The sequence below is a fragment of the Ruegeria sp. SAZD011 genome (assembly GCF_059612545.1).
The window spans coordinates 580,581-596,540 of sequence record NZ_JBXWQU010000022.1; the positions used below are offsets into that span (position 1 = coordinate 580,581).

Consider the following 15,960-nt stretch of genomic DNA (forward strand, 5'->3'; position numbering starts at 1 on the left):
GCTTTCAGGCAATCCCGGCAAGGAAGGCTGCACCGGCCAGGGCGATGGCCGCGCCAGTCCCCCGCACCACATAGTCGCCCCAGCGTCGCCCCCACAGGGACCCGATGGCAATCCCGGCAAGGTGCAAAAGACCCGTGGCGATGACAAAGCCTGTCGCATAGGCGATCGGATCCGCCGCGACCGGAAGCTCGGTGCCGTGGGCGTGACCGTGAAAAACCGCAAACAGGCCGACGATGACCGCTGCGACCCACAAGGGCGCGCGTATGGCGAAGGCTATGAGTAGCCCCAACATCACGCCCGAAAGGGCGATGCCGGTCTCGACTGCGGGAAAGGGGATGCCCGCAACGCCCATGGCGCCGCCCAAGGCCATCACCACGGGGAACACCACGGGAAGCAGCCAGAGTGACGGCGCCCCCAGAACCGCGCCCCAAAGGCCGACAGCCACCATGGCCACGACATGGTCCCAACCGAAGAGCGGGTGCAAAAGGCCGCTGGCAAGGCCGCCCGCAACGCCCACTTCCCTGGGCGCGTCAGTATGGGCCTGGGCGGCGGCCGCAACCACGCAGAGCGCGAACACAAGGCCGAATGTTATGGGGTGTATTTTCACTTTCTCTCCACGATTGCCAACGGATCAATCGGTCGCGTCGCCCGTGCCCGATGAACATAGGCAGAGGCAGCGAACAGTTCAGCCGCATCAATGGCCCTCGCCTGCCGCAGGGGCAGGTCCGAGACCGCGGACTGTACCATATCGCCATAGGAAAATTCGCCGATTTGTCCGAGCGCCGATGCAACCGACCCAACGACATCGGGGCGCCGCCGGGCGAGAGCCGCGATTTCCGGAACGATTGACGACGCCATTTCGAAATTCGCGAACCGGGCATGCGTACTCAGCGCCGCTATCACGGCCCGCACCGCATCGGTGTCCGTCTCAGGCTGTTCAAGCCAATCGTGGACAAGTTTCGCAAGCGCGTCCTGACCGTCGATCTCCAGAAAAGCTGTCGCCCAGGCTTGAAGGTCTTTGCTGCCTCCAGACCGCAGCTCTCGCGCTAGCCGATGGCGTACGAGCTGGTGATCCTCGATATGGTCGCTCAACCCCAGCATCAGGATATAGAATTGCCTCCATGGTAGCTGGGCGCGGTCTGCCAAGGCATGCCTTGCCTGCATCCCGTCGACGGGACGCTTCATCGCGCGCAGACGGTCATAAGGCGCGCGGCTCAACTCGTCGACGGCCAGATGCCGCAGCATCGGACCGGCATCGTGAAGCCGGGCTTCGAAATACGCGAACCGGGCGGCCGGCGCGACCTGCCAATCGGGGCCGAATGACAGGATTTCTCCCGTGACCGTCTGCAATGCGGCATCTGCATAACCGACGCGGGTCCATGTCGAACCCTGCCTCACCATCAAGACGCCCTCCGAGGCATTCGACGACAGCTTGCGCCGCGTGGCGCTGTCGACCAGAAACGGGATGGCAAGGTCGGCAGGATCCGACCCGGCCAGAACCGCCGTTACCTCGAACCGAAACGGACGTTTCGCATCTTCGCGCGCGAGAACCACCGTGTCGGCTTCCAAAATCAGGTCGGCAAAGGTCTTCTCCGGCCGCTCGATGCAGACGCCACAGGCCAGCGCATCACATGCCAGCCAGGACAGGACGAATGCCAGCCACCCGAGCTTGGCGCTTGTTGTCATGGTGTGTACCAGATCGGCGATGTATAGGCGCGGTCCTGCTGGACCATCACAGCATCCTCGGGAAGGTCGAGCGGGCCGTAGAACGCCTCGTCATGGGCAAGCCACGATGGCGTCGGGATCTCCAGAACACGGACGTAGTAATAGGCGCGCTGTCCGGGGTCGAATTCCGGGTCCACCCAGTATCCGCCGAGCGCCGCCGCGCCAATCGTGTTGGTGAAATCGGCGCCGTTCACGGTGCTGCCCACCGGCGGCAGTTTGCCCTCGGCGTCCGGTTCGCGGTCACCGGACCACGCCACGTCAAACACCTTAGTCTGCGGCTCTCCGGCATTGCCGAGCCAGCCCTTGACGATCTGGATACGGTCGAGGTTGGCGCCGTCAGGGTCGCGCAGGGCGCGAACCATGAAGGTGGGCGCGCCCCCCTCAGGCCCCGCGAAAAGGTCAGCCCCCATCGGCACGCCGCGCGCATAGCCGGTTGCGGCAAAATCGGGGCGATGCACCTCGTGTCCCTCGAAGTCCCAGCCGGCGAAAACACGCACGGTCATGCGCGAGCCGGTGGTGGCATAGACCTCCTTCCGCTTGAAGGCATCCCAGATCGCCTCGCGCGTGTTCTCCCGCGCCCAGGCAGCGGCAAGACCCGAGGCTAGCGTCTCGTAGTGCTTGACGGTGATCTCCTCGCCCAGAAAATCGGGCTGGATGATGTTCTCGTCGTAGCGCTCATGCCCCGCACCCGGCTCTCCGGCAGTGGCTTTACCAAAGTAGTTGTCCTCTCGCGTGGTGGCGAGGGACGTGTGGCTGTCGGTGGAGCCGATCATGCCAAACTTGAACGGGTTGACACCGATCGCTTCCTCGAAGGCGAGGCCACGGGCGAGCGCGGTGCGTGCGTATTCCCGCGGCAGCATCTCAGGCGTCTTCAACTCCAACCCGAAGTTGCCCCGGTCCCAGGTGTAGTAGTCGGCAAACTCGTCGTTGGGGCTCAGCATCGGGTGGGTTTCATCGTCGCCCTTGATCTGGGTCACCTCGTAGAGCGGCTCCCACCGCATCCGGCGTTCCGCATAGGCCGCGTCGATGGGCTCTCCATTCAGGCGCACGTCGTCGAACATCAGCCCGTTCGACAGGTTGCCGTTGTGAGCGAACGCCATGACGCGGCCGCCGGTGTCGCGCTCGTAGGCCTCCAGCCAATCCCACAGATCCTCGGGATCGCTGCTGTCGTAGTTGGAGAAGGGAACAAGGTCCTCGACCCGGTCGGCATCGTCTCGGAACATGACGATCCGGTGCAGGTTGTTGGCCTCGTAGCTCGACGTCCACTCGAAGCCATGCAGCGCGGTAAAGAGGCCCGGTTCGTTGAACCGCTCGGCGGTGTCGACGATCCGGTTCCAGATCGTGCGGGTCAAATCGTCGTCGTCGATTGGGTCACGCACCTCCATCATTGCCCCACCCCACATGACGTAGGCCCCGAATGGATCGCCGGCCTTGACCATATCGTGGATCTCGCGGCCCCAAGGGATCGAGAGCAACTTCGGATTGGACTCGGAGATCATCGGAGCCAGGCCGAGGTTTTCCGCGTGATCGGCCACGACGAGGAAATCCAGCGGGCGGATCAGTTTTGCATAGTCGCCAAGGGAGGCACGCACCTTTTCACCGCGCGCGAAGCGGAATGCCTCCTCCGGGCCGAGCGTATTGCCGATCATGCCCGCATCGGTGGAATAGGAGGTGTGCAAATGGGTGTCGCCGAAGAACACGCGGTTCGGATAGGACTGGTCAAGATAGGGCGAGTAGTGTTTCCCCCCCAGCCGCACATCGTCTTGGCCGATTGCCACGTCGCCGAGATAGCCCTGCGCCATGGCAGTGCCGGCCCAGATCGTCGCAACGCAAACGCTGGTAATCATGGTTTTCATGTCAATCGTCCCCTGTGCTTTCTCAATACCAAACGCAAATTCGACTGCACCTTGCTCGCGATCCTTGTTGTGGCGCGCGCTGGCACCTTTGGAACAGCGATGCCCGCTGCTCAATCATAGGCGTCCATGGTCTCTTTGACCGCATCATCGACCGCCGCCGCCAGAAGCCGGCCCGGATCGTCGTCGCAAGTATCGCCCAGTTCCTTGACGAAATCATCCTTGAGGCCAGCGCGATCCGCCTCGTCCGGGATCAGGGCGAGGATGTCGATCTGACGGTTGTAAAGCGACACCATGGCCATCAGGCGGACGATATCGGCCACCGCCTGGTCATCACCCGGGTGGGCCTCCAGCACGCTTTCGCAGCTGTAATGCATATGCGGCATGGCAGCCGCGATGATGCGCTGCATCTCTTCGTCGGCCTGCGCCGTGCCGGACAGCGCAAACATCGCAAGGGCGATGGTTGGGGTGCGTAGGGAATGAAACATGGCAACGTCCTGTATCTGAGCCAAAGCAACCGGCGCCGGTCACTTCTTCTTTCTGGTTTTCTTGGTGTAGCCAGAGATCGCGCCGACCACGGCGCCGGCCTTGGCGCCGTCGCTGCCACCGACCAGATATCCAACCCCGGCACCGATCGCGGCGCCACCGACAGTGTTCTTGGTGCGCTGGGAACTGGCTTCGACCGGATTCGGCAGCGCAAGGCTTGCCATCATCGCGGCCAACAGGATGGGTCTTATCAGTATCTGCATTGTGTTGCCTCCATGGCTATACGCGTGACGGGCCAGATCCAGATATGTCTGCCCTATCGCGACGGCCGTTGCCGCCCCCTCAGAACCGGAAGGTCGCACCGAAAACCGGGCCCGACTGGGCCGCATCGAACACAACCCCGGGTTTTTCGTAATCGACCTCCATATGGCGCCAGCCGAAGCTCAGGCCGGACCTGTCGTTGATCTGCCAGGTCGCGCCGGCCAGCACCGACCATTCGCTGTCCGCGCCGACGCCAAAGCCGCCAACCTCGAGTGCGCCGAACAGCGCCCAGCGGTCGGATATCCGATACCGGCCGGTCAACCCGATCAGAGGATTGACCCAATCCGCCTTTTCGGTCCGGCGGGTTACGGCGCCGCCGACAGCTGTCAGGTCGAAGCGGTTTTGCAGCCACCAGGCCCGCGCGCCGAGATAGGCGTCAAGCGACCCTTGCGAGGTCTCCGACAGTCTGCGGCCGATGGCGAGCGCAAGTGTCGATGTTTCGCTGCGGATCTTCACGCTGTTGAAAACAATTCCGCCCAGCGCCTCGGTCGATGTGGTGCGCACATAGGTCGTGTCGAAATAGATCACCCAGGGACCGTTGCGGGCGCTGGCCATCAGCATTCCCGCGAAATCCAGATCATCGAGGATGTCGCCAAAAGACAGATCGACACTGCCCGAGGGAAGCCCGGGAATCGCACCCACCTCACCGGACAGGCCCGAGAGCCAGGCATAGGGCGCCACGCGAAACTCCCAGTCGCCCGCCGATTGCGCATGCAACCCCGAGCCAGACCCCAGGAGGCCCAGCACCAGCAATGTCGACAGCGTGTTCTTCATTGCTCCTCCGACGGTTGATGATTCGAGTCCAGTATAGGCTGGCGCCGGGGATCATTTTGCGACAAAGTGCGCCATGCGGATTCCGTTGATAAATGTCATCGAATTGGCTCAAGTCGTCGAAATGCTGGACGAAATCGCGTCTCCGTCCGTCGTCACCAAGGCGCTTGAAGCCTCGAACATCTCCCGCAGCCTGCTGACGGCCCCAAGCGGCTTTATTCCCTATCGGCTGGAAGCGCAGGTGGTCGAACACGTTGCCCGCGCGATCGGCGATCCGTTCCTGGGAGCCCGCGCCGCGCCGAAATTCGACTACAGCGCCTATGCAGCCTATGCCCGTTATGTTCTGTCCGCCCGCGACCTTGGAACAGCGCTGGCCCGCGGCCGTAAGACCTTTCCCCTGATACAGCCCGGAGGAGAGATCGTCCTCAAGCAGGCAGACGGTCATGTCCTCGCTGGCCGACTCTCAAGGATCGGCACCACGATCGGGCACCATCATCTCGACGACGGCGCACTCTTCATCATCATACGCGTCATCCGACATTTTCTCGGTGCGCATTGGCGACCAGCCTGGGTCGAGGCGACAGGCAAGACAGACGCCCGGCTGCTGTATCTCGAAGACAGGATCGGCGCACCTGTCAGAGGCGCGTCCAAGATGCCGATGGTTGCTCTTCCGGAACAAGCTTTGGCCACACCGAACCCCCATCCTCCGAACCCTCAGGACATCGTGACCCTGTCTGATCTGCCGGTGTTGATGGGGGTGAACCCGCCCCGAAACATGACGGACACGGTCGAACAAATGATACAAACCAACATCACGATAGGCGACGCGTCCGAGGACGAAGTCGCCGCCAGCATGTCGCTGGGACGACGAACGCTGCAGCGGCTGCTGCAGCGAGAGGGAACGTCTTTTCGGGTCATCGAAAGGCGGGCGCGCACGCTTCTGCGGGAGACGGACTTGGCCATCGCAACGATCGCCGAAGCGCTGGGATACGAAGAACCCAAGAGCTTCAAGCGTGCATTTCGACGGCAAGCGGGGGTATCGCCAAACGCCTACCGGGCCGGAAGGGCTGTCGACTAAGGGTCGAAATCTGATTCCTGGTTCTGTCGACAACAGGGTGCGCTTGGCAGCCTTGCAACTGAGCCGGTTTACTTCACCGGTCGGCTGCGTGCTTCGGAAACGCCGCTGGCATCCGGTTTCGGCCGCGTTCTCGTTCACCCTTCGAGCCTGAAACCAAGGTTTGGTTCAGGAGGACTCAGCCGAGTATCCAGCCGGTTTCGAACGATGCGCATCCCAGCGGCGGCTCTCGCATCACCGCGCAGTTCCCCATCATCTCTGCAATCACCGCCCCCCCTCCGGCAACCGCTCAGATTCCTCGGTCGCCCGCGCCTGTTACAGCCGACTGCCCTCCATAACGGGCGGACAAGACCCGAGCCCGCCGCCATCAGAACCGCCTGCCACGTAACCGCTGAGCCAGGTCATCACGAGAACAAGGCCGCCGCGCCGCCACCAGTCATTGCCCAGCTTCTCAGGGTCTGTATTCGAGATAGACGCCGCAGTAGCGGTGTACCTGCACTACCCGCGACTAGTGCCCAGCAACTTCCCGCAGCACCTCGCCAACCGCTCCGTCGGGCAGACGCGTGCCCACGACCGCGGAAAGCGTTGTCGCCACGTCGACGGTGTGAACCCGCCTGGACACCTGCTGCGGTGTCAGACCGGGGCCCGCGAAGATGATCGGCACATAAGTATCGTAACGCCACGGCGAGCCATGGGTGACAGTAACCGAAAGCCCGTCAAAGTCGGAAATGAACCACCCGGGGTTGAAGACAACTTAGTTGTCGCCAGAGCGGTCGGGATTGTAGTTGTTCAGGACGGCGCGGGTTAATGCGTTGTCCGGAACAGAACCCTCGCGCAGCCGTGCGCTCGGCACCGCGTAGGCCACCCCGTCGAGGGCGACCAGTTCGTCGGCGATGGCGGTTTGCAGTTCGACGGGGTCGACGCCCTCGATATCGAGCGCTTGGTCAGCAAGGTTCAGATATGGGTGGTCATAACCCTCGACGAGATTGCCGGTAACGCCGAACCGTTTTCGGATGCGCTCGATTGCCGCTGCCGTATCCCAGAGATCGGGCGCGACGTAGCCGCCAAGCTCACCGAGTTCGCGAAGATATCCCGGCGCCTCGGGCGTCCCGTGAACGCCTGAACGAACTTCCATTGGAACAGCGAATTCGTCTCTTAGAAATAGAACCATTGCGCGCTCTACTCACCGATGGAACCGCGGTGAAACCGACGCTAGTCCCACTTGGTTGGAACGACTGGTTAAAGCGCATATCAGAACCAGAATACACCATGGCATTTGAAGTCGCACGAAAGGGGGCGCTCGAATGGCCGGTGAAAGAAGTCGCCGATCCTATCGTTGCGGCAGCACTAGCTGAAGCCCTGGCGGATGCAATCGACGACGATGTGTCGCGTGCAAGACTGGCTCAGGCTTTGCCGCTAATCGTCACTTGGCTACAGCGTGACGTGGCGTTTCCCCGGCCTTCGATGCGACCCGTCTACGAGACGGTGCTAACCCTGTTCGCTCTGGGTGAGGCACGCGACAGAGGCATCATGGCTTCGGCCGCCATCGTCGGCGAAGCTCTCTTGTCAATCGGAAACTCCACGTCTGACTATCAGAAACTCCTCCAATCCCTTGCAACGCTTATCACAGAAGGCACGGGTACGAATAACTTGTACCTTCTCCTTGAACTCATTGAGGCATTGCTGCGTCATCCTTGCCCAGATCCATCCGCGAGGGAGGCATTCTGGTTGACCGCACTTGCCGTCCTAGAACCGCTTCGGCTTCGTCTCGAACCGGTCCAGCGCGCGAGCCTTGCTGCACTCGCTGAACTCTTGGGGTGGCCGGACTCTCCTTTCTCTGACAGCGCGACGATCGCTCAGGACGAGTTCGCACCCAAACTCGCCAACCTGCGAATTGGAATCTACTCTTTGACAGAGTCGGCGGCGCGTCAGGCCGCATCCGTCCTGACCCGGCTAGAGCCAAGTACGAGAGTTCAAATATCTTCGGAGCAGGTCGGATCCGCAAAATTGAAAGCTCTGGCTGTGAACTCGGATTTGGTCGTAATCACATCTTTGTCGGCTACACATGCGGCGACTGATTTTATCAGAGCAAATCGTCCTTCTGGCAAACCGATATGCTGGGCGGCAGGTCGGGGGTTCACAAGTATTGTGCGGGCTGTCGAAGAATTCTTCGGCGACGGCTCCTCTACAGAGCCCTTTCACAATGAGGAGATACGAGGCTGAAGTTGGTTACACCGGCTAAAGTCTTCGCGATTTTTTGTGGAGTGGTGGATCTGTGGAGCCCCAAGCGTCGATCAAGCGCAGTTTAGCGATAGCGGTACGATGCCAACGGCCCTGCTCCCGGTATCACTAGCGTTGAAAGCGCATAAAGAGCAGCGGAAATTCGGTGACCAATTTCTCCAATCTGCGATTTCCAACTTCACCCGATTTTCATGCCCCAGAAGGACGTCTGGTCGGCTGCGAAATAGCCGTCGGCGCCGCGGAAGTTGCCCTGCAACTCGACGCTGTCGCCGGCGGTGAGCGCAGCCATCGTCTGGAGCCAGAGCGCCGTCGTCTCCGAGACATGCGCGCCGCTGATCTCGCCGAACGACCCCCGGATCTCGGTCGTGCCGTTCAGGACGAGCCGTCCACTCGGCCAGCCGCTCGTCAGCGGTGATGATCGGGAGGCTCATGCATCGCCTCCCTGCGGTCGGATCTCGACCTTCAGCGCGCTGGTCTTCACGGTCCGCGCCGGCTCGAAGCCCTGGCGGATCGCATCGGGCCAGGCCGCGTATTTGCGCTCAGGCACCTTGAAGGCGATGTCGACATATTCTGCCGGATCGTCCCCGGCGGCGCGGATCCGCTCGACCATGGCGGCCAGTTGGGACTGGTCCCACTCGACCCGTTTCGGCAGATCGGCGACTACGGTGAAATCGCCGTCGTCGAAGCGGACCGTGCCGGTATCCTTGGTCTGCGCCTGCCGCTCCTCGGCGGCGCGGGTGGCGTAGCGGATGGTCAGCGCGGCATCGAGCCGGGTCTTCGCGGCCTTGTCGCGCTTCAGGCGCTCGTCGATCTCGCGCTGGAGGATGGCCAGCAGTTCGACGGGCAGCGCAGCGATCTCCTGCGGGCTGAGGCCCGGCAGATCATCGGGCGTGGGGGTGTTCTCGGGATAGGGCATTGGGGTCTCCGGGATGGGGAATGGGGATCAGGCGGCCTCGAGCAGGCGCATCGAGAGCGCCGCGCCGGACGGACCGGGCTTCGGTCGGGCGACGGCGATGTAGGCGAAGGCGTCGGGGCCGAGCCGGGACTGCACGAGGTGGACGAGGTTCTGCTCCGCCGCGCGCCGGGCAGCAGCCGCCACCAGTTGCAGCGTGCGTTGCCGGTCCGCCGGCAGCTTCGAGATGACCGACGTGGCATCGACGGCGAGGAACCCGCGGTGATAGACCAGAGCCTCGCCTGGCTCGGCCTGCGCGATCCAGGCGGCGAGCCCGATCTCGTCGAGCCCCGGCCCGTTCGCGCCGTGCAGGGGCACGACATCGGCCTCGGTGATGGGCGACAGGCGTCCCATCAGGCCGCTCCCGCGCGCGGCTGGGTGTCCATGGCGTGCTGAAGCTGGTCGCGCTCGAAGGCGACGATGTCCTCGAGCCGGTAGACCACCCGGCCGCCGATTTTCATGTAGGCGGGGCCTTCACCCGCCCACCGCCAGCGCTCCAGCGTACGATGCGAGATCGTCCAGCGCCGGGCGAGTTCCTTCTGGTTCAGGCAATGCTTCTGCTGCATCCGCTCTCTCCGTTTCAGGGTTGTCGGTGGTGTAGGCGAGATCGGCGACCAATTCTCGATTTCCGCCAAGACCCAATCCAGTCAGGTTTGCGGAACCGATCATCAATCGGCCCTTCGCGGCACCTACCAGAAGAGCGATCTTGGGGTGGAAGGCGCCAGGCATCGTGGCCTTCACCACATGGTAGAGTGTGCCGGCATAGCGCGGCGGTCCGAACTCATCAAAGCTCATGTTGAGCATTCTGCGGTCCGCCAGAACGGTGATGTTCCGGCAGCATCATGAGCGGGGCGAAGTCTGGCTCGTCCAAGACCTTGTTGACGGCGACCCACGTCTTCCGTCGCCACCTAGTTGTACTACGACCAAACGCGCCTCCTGCATGTTCGATCTCTGTTTCATTCGATAGCGATGGAAACAGGGCGCGCAGTTTTGGCGGTTTTTCGGGTCAGGTTATTGAAAAGGAAAGAAAAATTCCGACCGAACCGAAATCGGCGCGGTTCGCCCGACCAGAGACGAGAGGCCACTCAGAGACGGAAATCGCTGTGCGCCGCCGTCTCAGCGGTTCGCACCCGCTTGGCAAACCCCTTTGAAAACAGGGGAAAATCCGCTGCGGGCGGGCAGCCTGAACAGGTTCGAAAGGGTGATAGTGGCGGAGCCGATGCCCGCCATTTTGTTGTCGCAGTATGTAGCGATCATTCTCATAAGATACTGTATTAAAGCTATATTTTAACTTTCCCTGTTGTCACCTGTTGCACTTTGTCGCGATCATTTGCATAATTTTAGGCGGGTATCCTCGACAACTTGTCGAGCCACAAAAGCCCAGGTGCTGCAAAGACCATGCGTGGCATCGGAGCATGGTTCCTGTTCCTGCCGCCCTACAGCCCCGACCTCAACCCAATCGAAATGGCCTTCTCCAAACTTAAGGCGCTGATCCGAAAGGCTGCCGCCCGAACCTACCATGAACTTTGGCAGGTAGTCGGTCATGTGTGCGACCTGTTCACCGATGAGGAATGCTACAACTTCTTCCAGGCCACAGGGTACAGAACCGATTAAACGCGACACGCTCTAATTCCAGAAACCCCCATTTCGCGTACTCGTAACCGAAAGCTTAGTTCTGCGTCCAATCGCAACAGATTGGAGCATGTAACATGTCGGACACTTTCCTTTCCGACCTGCAACTTGCCCAGCGCTACAACGTACACCGCACGACCCCGTGGCGCTGGGTAAAAACAGAACCGGGATTTCCCAAACCCGTGGTTCTATCCCCCGGATGCACCCGCTGGAGACTGGCTGAACTTGAAGCCTGGGAACAGTCCCGCGAAGTCGCCGAATAATAACCGCCACCCCGAGCATGGGGCGGCGGCGCGATCTGTTTCGGCTTGGGGATAGCCAAAAGATAGCGCGAACCGCCCTTGTTAACAAGACTAGAGGCTTTCGAGCATGAAAACATCATCACGCAAGGCACGCCGCGCATGGGCGGCTGCAATCCGCAAACACATTCGCCCCGGCCATGTGTTTCGCATGGATGTCCAACACGACGATTGGTGCGCGATCTACACACAAGAGCGTACCTGCAACTGCTCTCCTGACCGGGTGCTGAAAGACGACAAGGGGCATGTTCTGGCCCGCGTCAGAGGTGCTGGGTTCTACGACCCGATGGAACATCTGGAGGTGCTGAAATGACCCGCCTTCAGATCCTCTACCTGCGCCGCCTGCATGGGCTGACCGAAGCACAAGCGCAGGCCATCACCGCGTTGATCTGGGGGGCCAGCTGATGAACCAGATGCCCCAAAACAACGTGACCTCGAACCATGATCTTGCCCGTCGCCTGGCAATTGGCGGTATTCCCGTCTTTCCCTGCCGTGAAGCCGACAGCGACGGCAAGAAAGCGAAAGCGCCCTACACCGCGAGCGGCTTCAAGGATGCAACCACCGATCTAGAGCAAGTAGGTCTTTGGTGGAGCCATCATCCCGGTGCCTTGCCTGGTATCCCTACCGGCAAGGCAAGCGGGCTGGCGGTGATAGACGGCGACGTGTTCAAGGAAACCGGCGAGGCAGTCGGCAAGACGGAAATCATTGACCTTGGTCTCACCAACCCGCTGGCCGTTGTCGTTAATACCCCGAGCGGCGGCGTGCATCACATCTTCCGGTACGTCGAGGGGGTAAGTTGTACGGCAAAGCAGGTGGCATCCCATGTCGATACGCGCGGGGATGGCGGCTACATCATAGCTCCCGGTGCAATCATGGCAAACGGTACGTCATATGCCTACGCGGGCCGCACGCTGGCCGAAGCCCTGCGGCAAGGCGATCTGCCCCCGTATCCGCAAACCGCCGTGCAGGCCGCTATTGAGGCCCACAAGCGGAATAGGCAACCAACCCCTGCAAACGCCGAGTTCGGGGTAGATACGGGCGGTTTCGGAGATACGCAGGCCACGGACGACGAGACGCTGGAAGTTCTAAGCCGCCTGCTGGCAACCGCACCCAATAGCCTGTCGCGCGAAGATTGGGTAAAGCTGGCGCTGTCACTGAAGGCCGGGTTTGGTGAGACTCTGCGTTCCGGCTTCATCGCCTTTTCTCTGCGCTATTCAGGCGGCACGCCCTGCGATGCTGCCGAGGCTTCGCACGTCTGGCAATCTGCCGACACTCCGCGAACGATCACCGGCATTGCCCCGGCACTGGCATTGCTTAAGGAAGCTGTCGGAGAAATAACCTGGAAAGAGACCTGGCGCGAAACCCTGTCCAAACGTGATGCTTTCGCTCTGCCAACGCCAAGGACCGCCCCTCCCGAGGAACCGCAACCGCTGGTGCGGGAAATCGCTCCTGGAGCACCTTATCCCGTGGAGGCTCTGGGAGGACTCAGGAAGGCTGTTGAAGCCGTTCAGGGCATGACACAGGCTCCTGTGGCCATTCCTGCCGCATCGGCCCTGTGCGTCGTCTCTCTGGCCGTTCAGGGGTTTGCCAATGTCGAAACGCTGGGTGGGTTGCGCCCTGTATCTCTCTACGCCCTGACCATCGCGCAATCCGGCGAGCGCAAATCAAGCTGCGATGCGCCCTTGATGGCGGCATTGCGGGACCATGAACGGGAACAGGCCATCGCCCAGCGTGACGATCACGCAAGCTGGGTCAATGCGCAGGCGCTCTGGAAGGGCGAACGCGACCGCATTCTTGCCGAGGCGAAGAAGGGAAAGGGAGAGAAGCGAACGGCAGCGCAAGCCGACCTGGCCGCGCTAGGCAAGGAACCTGCCGCGCCGCCAAGCGCAGACCGCACGGTGACGGAACCGACCTTCGAGGGTCTGACCCGTCTCTTTGCAACCGGGCAACCGTCGCTGGGCATCTTCTCGGACGAAGGCGGGCAGTTCCTGGGCGGCCACGCCATGAACAGCGATAACCGTCAAAAGACGTTGGCGGCGCTGAATGACCTCTGGCAAGGCAACCCGATCCGGCGCACACGGGCCGGGGATGGACATGCCACGCTCTACGGTCGTCGGCTGGCGGTACACCTGATGGTACAACCCCGTGTTGCGCGAACCTTCATGGCTGACCGCATGGCGACAGAAACCGGCTTCCTGCCCCGTTTCCTGATCTGCGAGCCACCCAGCGCAATCGGCACGCGGGAACACGCAAAGGCGCGGCGTGACGATGCAGCACTTGCAGGCTTCGGGTCACGGCTTCGGGCCATTCTCGCCCCCCCCATGCCGATGGATGTCGAAACCCGCGAACTGCAACCCCGCGCATTGCCCTTGGCACCGGAAGCCCGCGCCTTGTTGATCGGTTTTTCCGATGCAATCGAGCTGGAGCAGGCCCCAGGCGGCACCCTCGCTCATGTCACCGGGTATGCCTCCAAGGCAGCGGAACAGGCCGCGCGTATCGCTGGCGTTCTGACGCTATGGCGTGACTTGGACGCCCCCGCCGTCACGGCTCAGGACATGGCCAACGGCATCGCGCTGGCGCAATACTACCTGTCCGAAGCCGTGAGACTGACCGACGCTGCAAACACAAGCGAGGAAATCGACCGGGCGGAAATGCTGCGGAAGTGGCTGCTGGAATGCTGGCCACATCCTGAAATCCTGAAAAGTGAAGTGGTGCAATTCGGCCCGAACCAGCTACGGGAATCCCCTAAGGCCCTGGCCGCACTGCGAGTGCTCGAACAGCACGGATGGTTGGTGCCGCTGGACCCCGGAGCGATTGTCCGAGGCAAGCCACGCAAGGCGGCTTGGCATATCGTGAGGCGCGGCGATGTGGTTTGATGTGAACGCCGCACTGGCGAAAATCGAGGCTGACCCCCCTGCTAATCTTGCTAATCCCGCTAATCGGGTTGGTGGATTAGCAGAAATAGCGGGATTAGCAGCACCCCCGAACATGAAAAGCGAACCTAGCGACCCTAGCCATGTCTGGCAGGACAGACACACACAGTGCATCGCAGAAGCGTTCAACGCCTATGGATGCATGGGGCCATATGACCCGGAGGCATGGAAATGAGCAAAGTTGAAAAAGCAAAACCGAACGAGGTGGGGGTAGAGTTCAGCGGATCGGCTGAGACAGGCCATGAAGTCAAACTCAAGACTAAGGACGCCCTTCAAAAGATATTCGGTACATCGGACGAGTTCCTGGCGGAAGCACTCTTTAACCAATGCCTGAAACCGCTCAGGGCAAGCGAAGCGAGTGACAAGTACCCGGCCAATGATGAAAGGGCGTTCATGATGACGATTGTCAACGATCTAGCCCCCCGCGACGCCGTGGAGCGGATGCTTGCGGTACAGATGGCGGCAACGCATGTTGCGACGATCCGTTCGGCCCGATGGCTGGCCAATGCCGACACCATTCCCCAGGTCCAGGCTCATTACACCGGGTACAACAAGCTGGCGCGAACCTTCGCGGCGCAGGCCGAAGCCCTGAGAAAACATCGAACCGGGGGCGAGCAAAAGGTCACGGTGCAGCACGTCAACGTGTCGGACGGAGGACAGGCCATCGTAGGAAACGTGCAGGCAGGGGGGAGGGGTAAGAATGAAACATGACGCCAACCCCTTGCACGCGGCGAATGCAGCGCCCCGTTGTGCCGCGAAATCGAAGCGCACTGGTCTCCCCTGTAAAAATCCCGCTGTCCGTGGCTGGAAGGTCTGCCGAATGCACGGGGCACGGGGTGGGCATCCGCCCGGCAAGGATCACCCGTCCTGGCAGCATGGTATGCGGTCGCAGGAATGGGTCGAAACCAGAGCGGAGATCAACGAACTGGTACGAGAGGCCAAGGAGTTTGAGCACAGTCAAAAACAAGTTTGACGCAAACATTGTTCCAGAGAGTCCTCTCCGGACGGTTGCATGTGTTCGGCTAACCACCCAAAAAAGAAAGAGCCTTCGAAAACTCGCGAAACGCCAGTGACGCCGCACGGCCTAAAACAGAAAGCGAACCGGATCACACGTTACAACAACACCGTGCTCTCTCCGAGAAACTCTGGCGACTGAAAGCCCTCACTCTGCTCACACGATATCGAACTCTGAGGCTGTCAGACCGAGCCCCGGATCTAGAAAGGCGAACTGAACTTGCGAGGCGCCTCCGGCCCCGTCCGCGTCATAGAAGAGCGCTCCAGTCGCGGAGTTGTAGATGATGAAGTCGTTGCTGTCTTGTGCCGACGAGCCAATACGGAACTCGCTGGAGGACAAGCTCGAGCCAATCGCGCCGAACACGCGCTCATCCAAGCTGATCCAGTCATTGGCAATCGAGTAATGCTCGATCGTGTCCACGTTCGACCCCGCATCGAGCGCCGTCTCAAACCGGAACTCGTCCTCGCCGGACCCCCCGTTCAGCGTGTCGTTGTCCAAGCCACCGCGTAACAGGTCGTTGCCCGCCGAACCGCGCAAAACGTCTTGGCCACTTCCGCCCACCAGAATATTCCGCCCGGATGAGCCTGTCAGCAGGTCGTCATGGTCCGAACCCAGCAGGTTCTCGATCGAGGTGTAGGTGTCACCAGTGGCATTGCC

18 protein-coding genes and 1 pseudogene are annotated in these 15,960 nt (G+C 61.4%); 7 read left to right on the top strand and 12 right to left on the bottom strand.

All coding sequences use genetic code 11. The annotated features are described in order from the left end of the window. Positions 1 to 4 precede the first annotated feature (4 nt). The 6 genes from AC2FLM_RS11595 to AC2FLM_RS11620 all read right to left on the bottom strand — a co-directional run bounded on the left by AC2FLM_RS11595 (position 5) and on the right by AC2FLM_RS11620 (position 5,159). The gene (locus AC2FLM_RS11595; protein ID WP_496858019.1) at positions 5 to 607 is read right to left on the bottom strand and encodes a HupE/UreJ family protein; all 603 of its coding nucleotides are present in this window, start codon (positions 605 to 607) and stop codon (positions 5 to 7) included. After that, a complete protein-coding gene (locus AC2FLM_RS11600; RefSeq protein ID WP_496858021.1) occupies positions 604 to 1,686 on the bottom strand; it encodes a hypothetical protein in 1,083 nt (360 codons plus the stop codon). Before AC2FLM_RS11600 ends, AC2FLM_RS11595 begins: the two co-directional genes overlap by 4 nt. Further along, positions 1,683 to 3,581 (bottom strand): DUF3604 domain-containing protein, encoded by a 1,899-nt coding sequence (locus tag AC2FLM_RS11605; protein ID WP_496858023.1) that lies wholly within the window; start codon positions 3,579 to 3,581, stop codon positions 1,683 to 1,685. Before AC2FLM_RS11605 ends, AC2FLM_RS11600 begins: the two co-directional genes overlap by 4 nt. Positions 3,582 to 3,691: 110 nt before the next feature. Beyond that, positions 3,692 to 4,066, bottom strand: a complete 375-nt coding sequence (locus AC2FLM_RS11610) for a hypothetical protein (protein ID WP_496858025.1) — start codon at positions 4,064 to 4,066, stop codon at positions 3,692 to 3,694. Between the two features lie 39 nt (positions 4,067 to 4,105). Continuing rightward, entirely contained in the window at positions 4,106 to 4,327 is a 222-nt protein-coding gene (locus AC2FLM_RS11615) for a YMGG-like glycine zipper-containing protein (RefSeq protein WP_234219745.1), read from the bottom strand. A gap of 79 nt (positions 4,328 to 4,406) precedes the next feature. Continuing rightward, the gene (locus AC2FLM_RS11620; RefSeq protein WP_496858027.1) at positions 4,407 to 5,159 is read right to left on the bottom strand and encodes a hypothetical protein; all 753 of its coding nucleotides are present in this window, start codon (positions 5,157 to 5,159) and stop codon (positions 4,407 to 4,409) included. A gap of 73 nt (positions 5,160 to 5,232) precedes the next feature. On the opposite strand from AC2FLM_RS11620, the gene AC2FLM_RS11625 reads away from it, so the two are divergent. Next, entirely contained in the window at positions 5,233 to 6,234 is a 1,002-nt protein-coding gene (locus AC2FLM_RS11625) for a helix-turn-helix domain-containing protein (RefSeq protein WP_496858028.1), read from the top strand. A 751-nt stretch (positions 6,235 to 6,985) separates the two neighbouring features. Here AC2FLM_RS11625 and AC2FLM_RS11630 read toward each other — a convergent pair. Then, positions 6,986 to 7,402: a hypothetical protein gene (locus AC2FLM_RS11630; protein ID WP_496858065.1), complete on the bottom strand. Its 417-nt coding sequence runs from the start codon at positions 7,400 to 7,402 to the stop codon at positions 6,986 to 6,988. On the opposite strand from AC2FLM_RS11630, the gene AC2FLM_RS11635 reads away from it, so the two are divergent. Then, positions 7,351 to 8,454, top strand: coding sequence for a hypothetical protein (locus tag AC2FLM_RS11635; protein ID WP_496858063.1), 1,104 nt, complete (start codon positions 7,351 to 7,353; stop codon positions 8,452 to 8,454). The two genes, AC2FLM_RS11630 and AC2FLM_RS11635, sit on opposite strands and share 52 nt — an antisense overlap. Before the next feature lie 445 nt (positions 8,455 to 8,899). On the opposite strand, the gene AC2FLM_RS11640 is transcribed toward AC2FLM_RS11635, so the two are convergent. From AC2FLM_RS11640 to AC2FLM_RS11655, 4 genes are read right to left on the bottom strand one after another with little or no spacing between them, the layout of a single operon-like run. Beyond that, on the bottom strand, positions 8,900 to 9,388 hold the full coding sequence (locus AC2FLM_RS11640) for a hypothetical protein (RefSeq protein WP_496858029.1): 489 nt from the start codon (positions 9,386 to 9,388) through the stop codon (positions 8,900 to 8,902). Between the two features lie 27 nt (positions 9,389 to 9,415). Further along, positions 9,416 to 9,778, bottom strand: a complete 363-nt coding sequence (locus tag AC2FLM_RS11645; protein ID WP_496858031.1) for a hypothetical protein — start codon at positions 9,776 to 9,778, stop codon at positions 9,416 to 9,418. Beyond that, positions 9,778 to 9,990 (bottom strand): helix-turn-helix transcriptional regulator, encoded by a 213-nt coding sequence (locus AC2FLM_RS11650; protein WP_496858033.1) that lies wholly within the window; start codon positions 9,988 to 9,990, stop codon positions 9,778 to 9,780. Before AC2FLM_RS11650 ends, AC2FLM_RS11645 begins: the two co-directional genes overlap by 1 nt. Then, positions 9,899 to 10,228, bottom strand: a complete 330-nt coding sequence (locus tag AC2FLM_RS11655; protein ID WP_496858067.1) for a phospholipase D family protein — start codon at positions 10,226 to 10,228, stop codon at positions 9,899 to 9,901. Before AC2FLM_RS11655 ends, AC2FLM_RS11650 begins: the two co-directional genes overlap by 92 nt. Before the next feature lie 594 nt (positions 10,229 to 10,822). Between AC2FLM_RS11655 and AC2FLM_RS11660 the strand changes: the two genes are divergently transcribed. The 5 genes from AC2FLM_RS11660 to AC2FLM_RS11680 all read left to right on the top strand — a co-directional run bounded on the left by AC2FLM_RS11660 (position 10,823) and on the right by AC2FLM_RS11680 (position 15,261). Beyond that, positions 10,823 to 11,038 (top strand): transposase, encoded by a 216-nt coding sequence (locus tag AC2FLM_RS11660; protein WP_496858035.1) that lies wholly within the window; start codon positions 10,823 to 10,825, stop codon positions 11,036 to 11,038. Positions 11,039 to 11,425: 387 nt separating this feature from the next. Continuing rightward, positions 11,426 to 11,668, top strand: a complete 243-nt coding sequence (locus AC2FLM_RS11665) for a hypothetical protein (RefSeq protein WP_496858037.1) — start codon at positions 11,426 to 11,428, stop codon at positions 11,666 to 11,668. Between the two features lie 91 nt (positions 11,669 to 11,759). After that, positions 11,760 to 14,231, top strand: a complete 2,472-nt coding sequence (locus AC2FLM_RS11670; protein WP_496858039.1) for a DUF3987 domain-containing protein — start codon at positions 11,760 to 11,762, stop codon at positions 14,229 to 14,231. 228 nt (positions 14,232 to 14,459) lie between these two features. After that, complete coding sequence (locus AC2FLM_RS11675; RefSeq protein ID WP_496858041.1) at positions 14,460 to 14,999, top strand: hypothetical protein; 540 nt, start codon at positions 14,460 to 14,462, stop codon at positions 14,997 to 14,999. Further along, positions 14,989 to 15,261, top strand: a complete 273-nt coding sequence (locus tag AC2FLM_RS11680) for a hypothetical protein (RefSeq protein ID WP_496858043.1) — start codon at positions 14,989 to 14,991, stop codon at positions 15,259 to 15,261. The genes AC2FLM_RS11675 and AC2FLM_RS11680 overlap by 11 nt, the downstream gene beginning before the upstream one ends. Before the next feature lie 198 nt (positions 15,262 to 15,459). Here the strand turns inward: AC2FLM_RS11680 and AC2FLM_RS11685 are convergent. After that, positions 15,460 to 15,960 (bottom strand): annotated as a pseudogene (locus tag AC2FLM_RS11685) (hypothetical protein); the annotation flags it as partial.